Below are 13,914 nucleotides of genomic sequence, written 5' to 3' on the forward strand. Positions count from 1 at the left end.
TTAAGAATTAAGAATTAAGAATAAAGAATTAAGAATTGGATACAGCAAATGGCAAAAATCGGTTTTATCGGAACGGGTATCATGGGTAAACCAATGGCAAAGAACCTGCAAAACGCAGGTCATACCTTGTATTTCTCTGAGCACTTTGAAGCGGCTCCAGCAGATTTGCTTGGTGATAACGGCTTTGCGGTACCAACACCTGCAGCAGTGGCTGAAGCGTGCGAGTTTATCATAGTGATGGTGCCTGATACACCACAAGTTAACGATGTATTATTTAGTGAAATTGGTGTTGCTCTTGGATTAACAAGAAATAAAATTGTGATTGACATGAGTTCAATTTCGCCTATCGCGACTAAAGAGTTCGCTAACAAAGTGGAAGAGCTAGGTGCATTTTATCTAGACGCACCAGTATCTGGCGGTGAAGTTGGAGCTATTAATGGTACGTTATCTATCATGGTTGGCGGTCATGATGAGATTTTTGAGCGTGCTAAGCCTTTGTTTGACATTATGGGACAAAATATCACTTTGGTTGGTGGCAATGGTGACGGACAAACGTGCAAAGTGGCAAACCAAATTATTGTCGCTTTGAACATAGAAGCGGTTTCTGAAGCGCTTGTATTTGCTTCTAAAGCAGGAGCAAATCCAGCGAAAATTCGTCAAGCTCTGATGGGTGGTTTCGCTTCTTCTAAGATTCTTGAAGTTCACGGCGAACGTATGATTAACGGTATTTTTGATCCTGGTTTCCGTATATCTCTGCATCAAAAAGATTTAAATCTGGCACTTGAAGGTGCTCGTGCACTTAACATCAACTTACCAAACACGGCAACAGCACAAGAGCTTTTCAATACTTGTGCCTCACTGGAAGGTTCAAACTGGGATCACTCTGCGATGATCAAAGCATTGGAGCACATGGCAAATCATTCGATTCGTGACAATAGCTAATAGTCCGGGTGGTATGCGAGCTACAACTAATTAAGGCTAGGCGCTACCTAGCCTTTATAGGATGAATATGATGAAAATAGTTATTGCTCCCGATTCATTTAAAGAGTGCCTTTCTGCTCACGAAGTAGCAGAAACCATTGCTGCAGGGATAAAATCTGTGTTGCCTCATACTGAGTGTGTATGTGTACCTGTAGCTGATGGTGGAGAAGGCACAATGACAACATTGGTAGAGGCAACAAATGGGGTCATTCTATCAAAACAAGTTCGTGATCCTTTAGGTAACATTATTAATGCCAACTATGGAATTTTAGGCGATGGAAGAACTGCAGTAATAGAAATGGCTACTGCATCGGGTATTGAACTGATTCGTCCAGAAGAAAGAAATCCAATGCAGACAACCACATTCGGAACTGGTGAACTTGTACTGGCTGCGTTGGACCATGGTGTGGACAAGATTATTGTCGCTATTGGGGGAAGTGCGACCAATGATGGTGGTGTGGGTATGCTTCAGGCGTTAGGTGTTCAATTACTTGATTCCTCTGGTGAACAAGTTGGCTTTGGCGGAGGGGCACTGAATGATATTGTAAGTATTGATATCAGTACCATGGATCCAAGGTTAACTAAAACTAAATTTGTTGCTGCTTGTGATGTTGATAATCCACTAACTGGTGAAAAGGGAGCATCTGTAATATTCGGGCCACAAAAAGGTGCGACACAAGAGATGGTATTGTTGCTTGACCGCAATATGCAGCATTACGCGAGTTGTATTCGAAATTTCTTACACGTTGACGTGGAGAATGCTAGGGGGGCTGGGGCTGCTGGAGGGGTTGGAGCGGCCTTAATGGCATTCTTACATGCAGATCTGAGACCTGGTATTGATATTGTGTTAGAAACGGTTGAGTTGGAAAAGCATCTATCAAAAGCTTCCTTAGTTATTACTGGTGAAGGAAAAATTGATGGTCAGACGTTACATGGAAAAACTCCTGTAGGTGTCTCTAAGCTTGCTCAAGAAAAGAATATCAAAACTATAGCGATGGCAGGTGTTGTCGGGGATGATATTGATCAGTTGAAGCAAGCCGGGATTGTTGCATGTTTTTCAATTGCACAAGGGCCATGCGAACTGCGAGAGGCTATTGCAAAAGGTAAAGACATGATTTTTACTACATCAAAGCAAGTTGCAGGACTACTCTCATTATTTGTTCAAAAGTAAAATGGTAATAGAATATTTTCTCAGAATTGTCATTATGGTTAATTTTTAAGTTACTTTAAATTAACAATTACTTATCACTAAATTTAAAGTTGTATATTATATTTATTCATGGGGTATTTTTAGTTTGTAAATTAAATTTACTTTAAAAGTTAAGTTAATGTTTGGCTTTTTTTAGATCGTGTTGTAGGTGGAATATATGAAATATGATGATTTAGAAGATGAATTGGAATATGCAAGATACAACTATTGGTCTATGACTTTTGTTTGCTCAGTTTTGTTAGCGTTCGCTATTGATGAATTTCTATTGTTTAAGTTTGATTCTATCATGCTTTTATATATGTGTACTCTTTTTTTTATTGGGTACTTTACATTAAGGCTGTCTGATTGGGTTGAGAGAGTTAAAATAAACATAAGTAATAGACACAAGAGATGAAAATAGTATTTAAATAAAATTTGTAGCTAGCATCTGGTTTATAATGCTTATTTAAAGGTAATAAACTTAATGTTTGGTGTTTATTTTGTAAAATTTAAGTAATTAAGTTTTAAAATATTACTATGTTAATTAAAGGTGAGTGTATGGATATTAAATCTGTCAAAATATACGCCAGTGGTAATGGATACTTGATTTATGAAGAGGTTGGTGAGTTTTTACTCGGGGGTTTAAAAGTTATTATTAATTCTGAAAGTAGTTTGAACTTGAAAATTAATATTAATCAACTGGAACATGAGCTTCAGGTTATCAGTGGGTTGATTTATAATGTAAAGTTGGACTTTTCATATAAAGAGCGATTAGCTAGTATTTTGGTTAGCGCAATGATGGGATGTATAGAACAAGCTAGATTAAGTATCAAAAGTCTAGAGGAAGATATTTTAGCAAAATACAGCCCTGAAGCATGAGTGTGTTTTAACCGAGATTCCGCAGCTAATGTGCTCCTATCGAGGCGATTTGTTTCGTGAACGCATGTTCTCATTGATAGAAACAGCAAAGCTTCAGCAGATCTCAGCTTATAAATGGCTGCGTGAAATTGTCGAGCATCATATGCTCAAAATGGATTATCAGGTGCCAGCGTTCTTAGCATAAACCATTGTCAATAGCTCGTGGGTGAATAGTTACCAAAAGGTTATGTCACGTTAGTCCTACCCAAACGTATTCAATCTATAATCATTAAATCAAGTATCCTCTGGTGGACGCTTACAATTTGCGTGTCCAAATTGAGTTTGAGCCCATTCATGTGTGGGGGCACAATAATCTGATGATTCAATGTGAATGAAAGATCGAATCACCTTACACCTTATAAGTTCAAAAAGTCCCTGAATTTTTTAATCAGGGACTTGTGACTAAGGGGTAGTTACTGTAAGAGGAAAAGTTAAACGAAGGGGTTAAGAAAACAATCCTGAAGATAAATAACGATCGCCGCGATCACAGATGATCGCAACCACCACAGACCCCGGGTTTTTCTTAGCGATTTCAATGGCAGCGAATACTGCGCCACCAGAGCTGACGCCTGCACAGATGCCTTCTTCACGCGCCAGTGCTCTGGCTGTGTTTTCAGCATCTTGTTGAGTAATATCTATCACTTGGTCAACGTCAGCGGCGTTAAAAATGCCCGGTAAATACTCTTGCGGCCAGCGGCGAATACCCGGAATGGCACTGCCTTCTGCAGGTTGCAGACCAACAATATTAATTTCAGGATTCTGGCTTTTGAGGTAGCGAGATACGCCCATAATGGTTCCCGTTGTTCCCATGCTCGAAACAAAGTGAGTGATCTTGCCTTGGCTTTGTTGCCAGATTTCCGGGCCCGTCGAGTGAAAATGAGCATCAGGGTTATCTGGGTTATTGAATTGATCGAGCACTTTACCTTTGCCTTCATTTTGCATTTGCAGTGCAAGATCTCGAGCGCCTTCCATCCCTTGTTCTTTACTCACCAGAATCAGCTCTGCGCCGTAGGCACGCATCGAATCTTTGCGTTCCTGAGTCGAATTATCCGGCATGATAAGAATCATTTTGTAGCCTTTAATCGCCGCCGCCATGGCAAGTGCAATACCTGTATTACCGCTAGTCGCTTCAATAATGGTATCGCCGGGTTGAATGATGCCACGCGCCTGCGCTTGGATAATCATATTCAGAGCGGGACGGTCTTTAACCGAACCAGCAGGGTTGTTTCCTTCCAGTTTGACTAATACGGTGCTTTGGCTACCCGCGGTTAGACGTTGCAGTTTTACCAGCGGCGTTTGGCCTACATAAGCTTCAATGGTTGGAAAGTCAGACACGGTGTTCGCCTTTTTCATAAGTATTTTTAGTAGTGCTATTGTCTAATTCTTCTACATCACTCTACAAGTCTCTATTTGTTCTCAGCATACAATTTATTGTTTGATAATATTCCAAAAGGTTCTATTTATAACCTTTGTTATAATCGTTTTATGCACATACTCTAGTGACAAAGGAAGCCACATTGGCAAGATGATTTTGGAGTATGAACATAATGAAAAAGATGAAGTCAGCACTCGCAACTCTGTTAATTGCGGGATCATTTAACGCAGTCGCCGCAGATCAAACAATCTTGAACTCTTCTTACGATATCGCTCGTGAGTTGTTTGCGGCATATAACCCACTGTTCGCCGAACATTGGCAAGAAAAAACCGGCAAAACGGTAGAGATCAAACAGTCTCATAGTGGTTCATCAGCTCAAGCGCGTGCTATTTTGCAAGGTTTATCGGCGGACGTTGTCACGTTTAACCAGGTGACAGATGTACAAGTACTGCATGACAAGGGCAAACTTATCCCGCAAAACTGGCAAGAGTTGCTACCAAACGCAAGTTCTCCTTATTACTCAACCACCGCTTTCTTGGTGCGTAAAGGTAACCCGAAGAACGTGCAAGATTGGGGTGATCTTGCTCGTGAAGATGTCTCTTCTGTTTTCCCTAACCCGAAAACATCAGGTAACGCGCGTTACACATACTTAGCAGCGCTAGGCTATGCTCAGAAGACGTTTGGTAAAGATAATCAAGCGAAACAGGATGAATTCTTAAAGCAATTTCTGGCAAACGTCGCGGTATTTGATACCGGCGGTCGTGGTGCGACAACTTCATTCGTTGAACGTCAATTGGGCGATGTTCTCATCACGTTCGAATCAGAAGTGAACAATATCCGTAAACAGTACGGTGAAGATAACTACCAAGTGGTTGTGCCAAAAACATCGATTCTTGCAGAATTTCCTGTAGCGGTGGTAGAGCGTAATGTCAAACGTAACGGCACGACGGATGTCGCCACTGAGTATGTTTCATATCTATATAGCGAAGAAGCGCAACGCATGCTGGCTGGCTTTAACTACCGTGTACACAATGAAAGCGTAAAAGCAGAATTTGCTGATCGTTTCCCTGCGGTTGAGCTACTGACGGTAGAACAAATTACTGGTGGTTGGGATGAGGCTATGAAAACTCAATTTGCCAATGGCGCTAAGTTAGATCAACTACAACGTCGTTAATCGATCATTGCCGCCCCTCATTAGAATATGAATGAAAATGGGGCGGCTATCTTTTTTCACTGGTTATATTGAGAGTTTATGAGCGGATCTGTTGTGACATCTCGTACCAAGCCTCATGGTTCACCTAAGAAAACCCGTGTTTTACCAGGATTTGCGATTAGCTTAGGTATCTCATTGTTGTTTGTAAGTTTGATTTTGTTGCTACCCGCAACAGGTCTGGTGATGCAAACCAAGGGCCTGTCTTTTAGTGAATACTGGCAAGTGATTGCTGATCCTCGTGTGGTAGCAAGTTATAAGGTAACGGTGATTTCTGCATTGGTTGCATCACTGTTTAACGGTGCTTTCGGACTTTTATTAGCCTGGGTGTTGGTTCGCTACACCTTTCCGGGTAAACGAATTCTTGATGCTTTAGTTGACCTACCTTTCGCACTACCCACTGCGGTTGCGGGTATTACTCTTGCGACGTTGTACTCAAGCAACGGATGGATTGGGCGTGTGCTTGAAAGCATCGGTGTGAAAGTAGCCTATACCCCTTTGGGTATTATCGTTGCCATGGCGTTTACCAGCATTCCTTTTGTCGTGCGTACCGTTCAACCGGTACTCGAAGAAATTTCCCGTGAGGAAGAAGAGGCGGGCATGACGCTTGGTGCGTCTGATAGCGCAGTCTTTTGGCGTGTCATTATGCCTTCGTTATGGCCCGCGTTGATGGTAGGGGTAGCGCTGTCATTTACTCGCAGCTTAGGCGAGTTTGGTGCGGTGATCTTCATTGCTGGCAACATGCCATACGTCAGTGAAATTACGTCTTTGATGATCTTCGTTCGTCTGCAAGAGTTTGATTTCCCGGCCGCAAGCGCGATTGCTTCGATTGTGTTACTCACTTCATTATCACTTTTGTTAGTGATTAACCTTTGGCAAGGCGCATATTTACGCCGCATTCACGGTCGATAGGGAGTTTATTCGTTATGTCTAGTCAAGGATCAACCTCTAGTCAAAGATCAACAAGTCAAAGACCTTTACGAGTGGGTGAGCAGCTTTGGGTAAAGTGGAGCTTAATCTCTCTGGCGTTATTTTTGGTGGCTGTGCTGCTGCTGATCCCGCTGCTAAGCATTTTCCAACAAGCTTTCGCCAACGGTTTAGATACTTACATCACCAACCTTAGTGAGCCAGATACCTTACATGCAATCGGCCTGACTTTGTTGGTGGCGTTACTGACGGTGCCGATTAACTTAGTGTTTGGTGTGATGCTCGCATGGTCAGTGACTCGCTTTGAGTTTACAGGGCGTAAATTTCTGACCACTTTAATTGATATCCCATTTGCGGTATCGCCGGTTGTTGCAGGTCTGCTTTACCTTTTGCTATACGGCAGCAGCGGTTGGTTAGGAGAATGGTTGTATGAACATGACTTACAAATCATGTTCGCGTGGCCAGGTATTGTGTTGGTGACAGTGTTTGTGACCTGCCCATTTGTTGCCAGAGAGCTCATCCCTTTGATGCAACAACAAGGGCGTAGTGACGAAGAGGCGGCGGTGATTCTCGGTGCCTCTTGGTGGCAACTGTTCCGCCGGGTTACTTTGCCAAACATTAAGTGGGCATTGATTTACGGTGTGATCTTAACCAATGCTCGTGCGGTTGGTGAATTCGGTGCCGTGGCAGTGGTTTCAGGAAATATCCGTGGTGAAACCAACACTTTACCGCTGCATGTCCAACTTCTTTATGAGGATTATCAATCCGAAGCGGCATTCGCAAGCGCATCCCTTTTGGCATTTATCGCTTTATTAACTTTGATTTTGAAAGCCTTTGTTGAATGGCGACAGGAACGAAATCATGTCATTGAACAAGAGCAGCAAGGAACGTTATGAGTATTCGTTTAGACAATATATCGAAGCATTTCGGCAATTTTCAGGCACTTTCGCCCCTCTCCTTGCATATTGAAGATGGTGAAATGATTGGCTTACTTGGACCTTCAGGCTCAGGTAAAACTACCTTGTTACGTATTATCGCCGGTTTGGAAAGTGCTAATTCGGGTTCTATCCATTTCCGCGACCGTGATGTGACCAATGTGCACGTTCGTGACCGTCGTGTCGGTTTTGTTTTCCAAAACTACGCACTTTTCCGTCACATGACGGTGGCAGATAACGTGGCGTTTGGTTTGCAGGTGATGGAACGTTCACAACGTCCTTCTCAAACTGAAATCAATAAGCGCGTACAGCAGTTATTAGAAATTGTTCAGTTAGGGCACCTAGCGAACCGCTACCCAGAGCAGCTTTCTGGCGGGCAAAAGCAGCGTATTGCGCTAGCTCGAGCTTTGGCCACCAAACCGGAAGTCCTGTTGCTGGATGAGCCTTTCGGCGCATTGGACGCTAAAGTTCGTAAAGATTTGCGTCGTTGGTTACGCAGTTTGCACGATGAGTTGAGCTTTACCAGCGTATTCGTCACCCATGATCAGGATGAAGCGTTAGAGTTATCTGATCGCGTGGTGGTGATGAGTAATGGGCGTATTGAGCAGGTCGATTCTCCGGTTGAGCTGTATGCACATCCAAATAGTCGTTTTGTGTTTGATTTCTTTGGCAACGTCAACCAATTCAAAGCGAACTGGCAACAACAACAGTGGCAGAATGGCGACGGGTTTGTGCTGCCGCCATTTAATGAAATGACACAGAAAAATGGTCTGCTTTACGTGCGTAGCCATGAACTGAGTCTCTCGACGAAAGAGAATAGCCAAGCATCACTGCCTTGTGAGGTTGTTTCGATCAATCCGGTGGGGGCAGAGGTCCGTGTGGAACTGTCACCAATGGGTTGGCAAAGCGATGAACTTTGGGAAGCGAAACTTTCTCACCGTGCGTTGAATGAGCGGCCTTTGAAACGAGGCGACCAAGTATTTGCATTGCCTCAAGTGGGTTACTTCTTCGCAGAAAATTCTCATCAGGCGCCTGAAATTATACGCTGGCCGTTCTTGGCGCCGGGCAACCTGATGTTTGAAATTTAGTTTTCTCTTTTTTACGCCTAAATAAAACCTAAAGACAGGAGTGCCAAATGGCACTCTTGTTGTTTCTGTGGTTGGCAATCCGTTGGCTATCAGTTAGCTTTGTCGGATTAATAGTAGGTTATCGGATTAATAGTCGGTTAGGTGTGAGTTATGAATTCAATAGAACAATTAAGCCAACAACTGGGCGAGTTATTGCTTGAACACAAACAGATTTTAGTGACCGCAGAATCCTGTACTGGTGGCGGTGTCGCCAGTGCAATCACTGAAATTGCCGGCAGTTCTGCATGGTTTGATCGGGCTTTTGTTACCTATAGCAATGAAGCAAAACAAGAAATGATTGGCGTTGAAGGGCAAACTCTCGCGGAATTTGGTGCGGTATCTGAACCCGTTGTTATTCAAATGGTGCAAGGAGCTCTGAAAAATTCCAATGCGACTATCGGTGTCTCGATCAGCGGCATTGCTGGCCCTACGGGTGGAAGTGAAGAAAAACCAGTAGGGACAGTGTGCTTTGCTTGGGCAGATAAATCGGGCTGGCTGAAAGTAGAAACTCAGCACTTTGCTGGCGATCGCAGTGCCGTGCGAACCCAAGCCGTGATCCATGCCTTAGAAACAATTAAAGAGTATTTGTCTTAAGTCTCTGACTTTTCGACAAGCAACAACTTTTTTCTACCCAGGGGTGGACACTGTACAAATCAACAGTATAATGAACATCATTCTGACAAAGTAAGTCAAACTCATTTGTAAGCATTCACGTATCACGCGAGTGACAGTCTGGAGAAAGTAATGGACGAGAACAAACAGAAGGCGTTAGCCGCAGCCCTAGGTCAAATTGAAAAGCAATTCGGTAAAGGTTCAATTATGCGCCTTGGTGATAACCGTACTATGGATGTTGAAACCATCTCTACCGGTTCACTTTCCTTAGATATTGCTCTAGGTGCTGGTGGTTTACCAATGGGGCGTATCGTAGAAATCTACGGCCCAGAATCGTCAGGTAAAACAACGCTAACGCTTGAAGTTATTGCTGCTGCACAAAAAGCAGGAAAAACCTGTGCCTTTATTGATGCAGAACACGCTCTAGACCCAATTTATGCTAAGAAACTGGGTGTTAACATTGATGAATTATTGGTTTCTCAGCCTGACACTGGTGAGCAAGCACTTGAAATCTGTGATGCGCTAGCACGCTCTGGCGCAGTAGACGTTATGGTTGTCGACTCGGTTGCTGCTCTAACGCCTAAAGCTGAAATTGAAGGCGAAATGGGCGATAGCCACATGGGTCTGCAAGCACGTATGCTTTCTCAGGCAATGCGTAAGCTAACGGGCAACCTGAAGCAGTCCAACTGTATGTGTATCTTCATCAACCAAATCCGTATGAAGATTGGTGTGATGTTTGGCAACCCAGAAACCACCACCGGTGGTAACGCACTTAAATTCTACGCTTCTGTACGTTTGGACATTCGTCGTACTGGTTCGATTAAAGAAGGCGACGAAGTTGTCGGTAACGAAACGCGCATCAAAGTAGTTAAGAACAAGATTGCAGCACCATTTAAACAAGCCGATACGCAAATTCTTTACGGTCAAGGTTTTAACCGTGAAGGTGAGTTGATTGACCTAGGTGTTAAACACAAACTGGTTGAGAAAGCGGGGGCTTGGTACAGCTACAATGGTGACAAAATTGGTCAGGGCAAAGCGAACGCATGTAAGTTCATGCGTGAAAACCCAGAAGCGGCAGCAACTATCGATACCAAACTGCGTGAAATGTTGTTGAACTCTTCGCTGGAAGCTACTTCATCTTCTGACGATGTTGAACCGTCTGTTGAAGAACAAGAAGAGTTTTAATCACTGCTGGTGTCAATCACCACAGTGATGGAACCACAGTGATAGTGAATTCTGAGCCCTGCTGATTAGCGGGGCTTTTTGTTAGTGTGCCAAGCGCTAACTGTACCGATACGCTTGTAGGCTTTGAACTTAGACCCGATGATATGAACTCAACCCCAAATAAAATGAGCTGCAAAGAGCGCGCACTGTATTTGCTGACACGACGTGATCACGGGGAGTTCGAACTGTGGCAGAAACTCGTATTGAAAGGCTTTGCAGAAGATGAAGTACAACAAGCCGTTAGCTACTGTAAAGAACATGGTTACCTGGATGATCAACGCTTTGCTCGCAGCCAAGTGAGACAACACATTGCTAAAGGCCATGGCGAAAGACGAATTCGTCAGGAGTTGCAACAAAAACGTATTGATAATGAAGCGGTTAATAGTGCGTTAGAGTCAGAAGAGGCCGATTGGTTTGAATTGGCGCGGCTAACCGCTGAAAAGAAATTCAAACAAATCGCCGGTCAACAAGATACAAAAGAGTACGCTAAACAGGTGAGATTCCTTCAGTACCGTGGCTTTAGCTTTGAGCAAATTCAATATGCTCTCAATGTTGATGATAATGCTTAGGCATGCATGCTTTCCTTTCTTCAGAACTTGTCGTCGCTTGGTTCAAATCAATCCTTTACTTAACTTAATGACATTCCGTTAAATTTTAATTCTTGCTCGTCTTTTCTTTAAGAAAACTAGGCGAACTGTTATCCATGCTTTACAATAGCGCAAAATTCTAACTTGAGTATTTCAGGAAGAGCTGCATGTACATGAGCACGGATGAGGTTCGCCGCGCGTTCCTCTCATTCTTTGAAAGTAAAGGTCACCAAATCGTCGATAGTTCGTCTTTGGTGCCTGCTAATGATCCAACCTTGCTGTTCACTAACGCAGGGATGAACCAGTTTAAAGATTGTTTCCTAGGTTTAGAGAAACGAGCATACACTCGCGCGACAACAGCTCAACGCTGTGTTCGCGCCGGTGGTAAACACAATGACTTAGAAAATGTGGGTTTCACCGCGCGTCACCACACATTCTTTGAAATGTTGGGTAACTTCAGCTTTGGTGATTATTTCAAAGAAGATGCCATCAAATTCGCGTGGGAATTTCTGACTGAAGTACTTCAGCTACCCAAAGACCGTCTGCTAGTCACGGTTTACCAGACCGATGATGAAGCATTCGACATCTGGAACAAGCAAGTCGGTATTCCTGCAGATCGCATTATTCGCATTGGCGACAAGCCAGGCGGTAAAGCGTATGAATCAGATAACTTCTGGCAGATGGGCGATACCGGTCCATGTGGTCCATGTACTGAAATTTTCTATGATCACGGCGATCACATCTGGGGCGGTCCTCCGGGTTCACCTGAAGAAGATGGTGACCGTTTCATTGAGATTTGGAACAATGTATTTATGCAGTTTAACCGTCATGCTGATGGCACGATGGAACCATTACCTAAACCGTCTGTAGACACAGGTATGGGTATTGAGCGTATCTCTGCAATTATGCAAAACGTACACTCAAACTACGAGATCGATGTCTTCCAAACGCTCATTAAAGCCGCTGCTGAAGTGACGGGTCACCAAGATCTTTCAAATCAGTCGCTACGCGTTGTTGCTGACCATATCCGTTCATGTGCATTCTTAATCGTCGATGGCGTTATGCCTTCTAACGAAGGCCGTGGTTATGTGCTGCGCCGTATTATTCGTCGCGCAGTTCGTCACGGTAACAAATTGGGTGCACAAGGTTCATTCTTCTACAAACTGGTTTCTGTGCTTGCAGATGTTATGGGCACAGCCGGTGATGAACTTAAGAAGCAACAAGCGGTAGTGGAAAAAGTACTGCGCATTGAAGAAGAAAACTTCAGTCGCACACTTGACCGTGGTATGGCAATTCTCAATGAAGCGCTTGATAGCTTAGAAGGCAAAGAGCTTGACGGCGAAACCGTATTCAAACTGTACGATACTTACGGTTTCCCTGCAGACTTAACCAACGACGTTGCTCGTGAACGTAACTTCACTATCGACGAAGCTGGTTTTGAAACTGCGATGGAAGAGCAGCGTCAACGTGCTCGCGAAGCGGGTCAGTTTGGTACTGATTACAATACATTGATCAAAGTCGATGGCAGCACTGAGTTTTGTGGCTACGGCGCAACAGAAGGTCAAGGCACTATCACCGCAATGTTCGTTGAAGGCAATGAAGTTGATGCGTTGTCTGCAGGCGACAAAGCGATTGTCGTATTAGACGAAACCCCTTTCTATGCTGAGTCTGGCGGTCAATGTGGCGATTCCGGTGTACTAAAACTTGAATCAGGTTTGTTCAAAGTCGAAGACACGCAGAAACTGGGTAACGCATTTGCCCATCATGGTGTGCTTGTTGAAGGTGTATTCGCTAAAGGCGATAAAGTCACCGCATTAGTGGATGCTAAACGCCGTCTGGCAACGTCTCTTAACCACTCTGCGACGCATTTACTGCACGCTGCATTACGTCAGATCTTAGGTGAACACGTAGCTCAGAAAGGCTCTTTAGTGAAACCTGAGGGCTTGCGCTTTGACTTCTCTCACTTAGAAGCGGTCACCGATCAAGAGTTGAAAGAAGTTGAACGTTTGGTTAACGAGCAAGTACGTCGTAACCACGTGATTGAAACTAACATCATGGACATCGATTCAGCGAAGAAAAAAGGTGCAATGGCACTGTTCGGTGAAAAATACGATGTTCAGGTGCGAGTGCTTTCAATGGGCGAGTTCTCAACCGAACTGTGTGGTGGTATCCACGCCTCAAATACCGGTGATATTGGTCTGTTCAAGATCATTTCAGAAGGTGGTATTGCTGCGGGTATCCGTCGTATTGAAGCGGTGACTGGTGAGTCAGCACTTGACGTGATTGATGCTCAAGCTCGTAAATATGAAGAGAAGCTTGTTGAAGCGGCTAATAAAGCAAAAGCGTTAGAAAAAGAAATTCAGAAGCTGAAAGATAAAATGGCAGCAACTGAAAGTGCCAACATTATGGGTAAAGCTCAAGTGATCAATGGCACTAAAGTTCTTATTGCGGGTCTTGAAGGCGCAGACAGCAAGAATCTCAGAACCATGGTTGACGATATTAAGAATCAACTAGGTAGTGGTGTTGTTCTATTGGCCAATGTGGCAGATGACAAAGTCAGCCTTATTGCTGGCGTGACTAACGATCTGACTGGCAAAGTGAAAGCTGGCGACTTAGTGAAAATGGTTGCCGAACAAGTTGGCGGTAAAGGCGGTGGTCGTCCAGACATGGCGCAAGCAGGTGGTAGCGATATTTCTGCTTTGCCTGCGGCGATGCGAACTGTGCAGCCTTGGCTGGAAGAACGCTTATAAATTAATTATCTATCCCCTTCCTACTTGAAGCTGCAGCGGTGTTGGCTACGTTCGTTCACCCCAATCACATAGTTTATCT

General features: G+C 43.9%; 12 protein-coding genes. 11 read left to right on the forward strand and 1 reads right to left on the reverse strand.

The window, feature by feature from the left end; all coding sequences use genetic code 11:
• Window positions 1-48: 48 nt before the first annotated feature.
• From glxR to ACK5MF_RS05445, 3 genes are all read left to right on the forward strand, one after another.
• Window positions 49-942: a 2-hydroxy-3-oxopropionate reductase gene (gene glxR / locus ACK5MF_RS05435; RefSeq protein ID WP_416920109.1), complete on the forward strand. Its 894-nt coding sequence runs from the start codon at window positions 49-51 to the stop codon at window positions 940-942.
• A gap of 70 nt (window positions 943-1,012) precedes the next feature.
• Entirely contained in the window at window positions 1,013-2,152 is a 1,140-nt protein-coding gene (locus tag ACK5MF_RS05440; RefSeq protein ID WP_416920199.1) for a glycerate kinase, read from the forward strand.
• A 576-nt stretch (window positions 2,153-2,728) separates the two neighbouring features.
• Window positions 2,729-3,049 (forward strand): hypothetical protein, encoded by a 321-nt coding sequence (locus ACK5MF_RS05445; RefSeq protein ID WP_416920111.1) that lies wholly within the window; start codon window positions 2,729-2,731, stop codon window positions 3,047-3,049.
• A gap of 483 nt (window positions 3,050-3,532) precedes the next feature.
• On the opposite strand, the gene cysM is transcribed toward ACK5MF_RS05445, so the two are convergent.
• On the reverse strand, window positions 3,533-4,423 hold the full coding sequence (gene cysM / locus ACK5MF_RS05450; RefSeq protein ID WP_416920113.1) for a cysteine synthase CysM: 891 nt from the start codon (window positions 4,421-4,423) through the stop codon (window positions 3,533-3,535).
• 212 nt (window positions 4,424-4,635) lie between these two features.
• Here cysM and cysP point away from each other — a divergent pair, with 212 nt between their 5' ends.
• The 8 genes from cysP (at window position 4,636) to alaS (ending at window position 13,835) form a co-directional block, all read left to right on the forward strand.
• Window positions 4,636-5,637 (forward strand): thiosulfate ABC transporter substrate-binding protein CysP, encoded by a 1,002-nt coding sequence (gene cysP, locus ACK5MF_RS05455; protein WP_416920115.1) that lies wholly within the window; start codon window positions 4,636-4,638, stop codon window positions 5,635-5,637.
• 78 nt (window positions 5,638-5,715) lie between these two features.
• Window positions 5,716-6,585, forward strand: a complete 870-nt coding sequence (cysT, locus tag ACK5MF_RS05460) for a sulfate/thiosulfate ABC transporter permease CysT (RefSeq protein WP_416920117.1) — start codon at window positions 5,716-5,718, stop codon at window positions 6,583-6,585.
• Window positions 6,586-6,599: 14 nt separating this feature from the next.
• Window positions 6,600-7,496 (forward strand): sulfate ABC transporter permease subunit CysW, encoded by an 897-nt coding sequence (gene cysW, locus ACK5MF_RS05465; protein WP_416920119.1) that lies wholly within the window; start codon window positions 6,600-6,602, stop codon window positions 7,494-7,496.
• Entirely contained in the window at window positions 7,493-8,623 is a 1,131-nt protein-coding gene (locus ACK5MF_RS05470; RefSeq protein WP_416920121.1) for a sulfate/molybdate ABC transporter ATP-binding protein, read from the forward strand. The genes cysW and ACK5MF_RS05470 overlap by 4 nt, the downstream gene beginning before the upstream one ends.
• 150 nt (window positions 8,624-8,773) lie before the next feature.
• A complete protein-coding gene (pncC, locus tag ACK5MF_RS05475) occupies window positions 8,774-9,256 on the forward strand; it encodes a nicotinamide-nucleotide amidase (protein ID WP_416920123.1) in 483 nt (160 codons plus the stop codon).
• 150 nt (window positions 9,257-9,406) lie between these two features.
• Window positions 9,407-10,459, forward strand: coding sequence for a recombinase RecA (gene recA / locus ACK5MF_RS05480; protein WP_416920125.1), 1,053 nt, complete (start codon window positions 9,407-9,409; stop codon window positions 10,457-10,459).
• A 143-nt stretch (window positions 10,460-10,602) separates the two neighbouring features.
• The gene (gene recX, locus ACK5MF_RS05485) at window positions 10,603-11,067 is read left to right on the forward strand and encodes a recombination regulator RecX (protein ID WP_416920127.1); all 465 of its coding nucleotides are present in this window, start codon (window positions 10,603-10,605) and stop codon (window positions 11,065-11,067) included.
• 185 nt (window positions 11,068-11,252) lie between these two features.
• Window positions 11,253-13,835, forward strand: a complete 2,583-nt coding sequence (alaS, locus tag ACK5MF_RS05490; protein WP_416920129.1) for an alanine--tRNA ligase — start codon at window positions 11,253-11,255, stop codon at window positions 13,833-13,835.
• Window positions 13,836-13,914: the final 79 nt, after the last annotated feature.

Source organism: Vibrio sp., from assembly GCF_047973365.1.
Classification (GTDB): Bacteria; Pseudomonadota; Gammaproteobacteria; order Enterobacterales; family Vibrionaceae; genus Vibrio.

Coding starts and splice junctions, on each gene's coding strand:
- glxR (WP_416920109.1), top strand. CDS start 49: ATGGCAAAAATCGGTTTTATCGGAACGGGTATCATGGGTAAACCAATG.
- ACK5MF_RS05440 (WP_416920199.1), top strand. CDS start 1,013: ATGAAAATAGTTATTGCTCCCGATTCATTTAAAGAGTGCCTTTCTGCT.
- ACK5MF_RS05445 (WP_416920111.1), top strand. CDS start 2,729: ATGGATATTAAATCTGTCAAAATATACGCCAGTGGTAATGGATACTTG.
- cysP (WP_416920115.1), top strand. CDS start 4,636: ATGAAAAAGATGAAGTCAGCACTCGCAACTCTGTTAATTGCGGGATCA.
- cysT (WP_416920117.1), top strand. CDS start 5,716: ATGAGCGGATCTGTTGTGACATCTCGTACCAAGCCTCATGGTTCACCT.
- cysW (WP_416920119.1), top strand. CDS start 6,600: ATGTCTAGTCAAGGATCAACCTCTAGTCAAAGATCAACAAGTCAAAGA.
- ACK5MF_RS05470 (WP_416920121.1), top strand. CDS start 7,493: ATGAGTATTCGTTTAGACAATATATCGAAGCATTTCGGCAATTTTCAG.
- pncC (WP_416920123.1), top strand. CDS start 8,774: ATGAATTCAATAGAACAATTAAGCCAACAACTGGGCGAGTTATTGCTT.
- recA (WP_416920125.1), top strand. CDS start 9,407: ATGGACGAGAACAAACAGAAGGCGTTAGCCGCAGCCCTAGGTCAAATT.
- recX (WP_416920127.1), top strand. CDS start 10,603: ATGAACTCAACCCCAAATAAAATGAGCTGCAAAGAGCGCGCACTGTAT.
- alaS (WP_416920129.1), top strand. CDS start 11,253: ATGTACATGAGCACGGATGAGGTTCGCCGCGCGTTCCTCTCATTCTTT.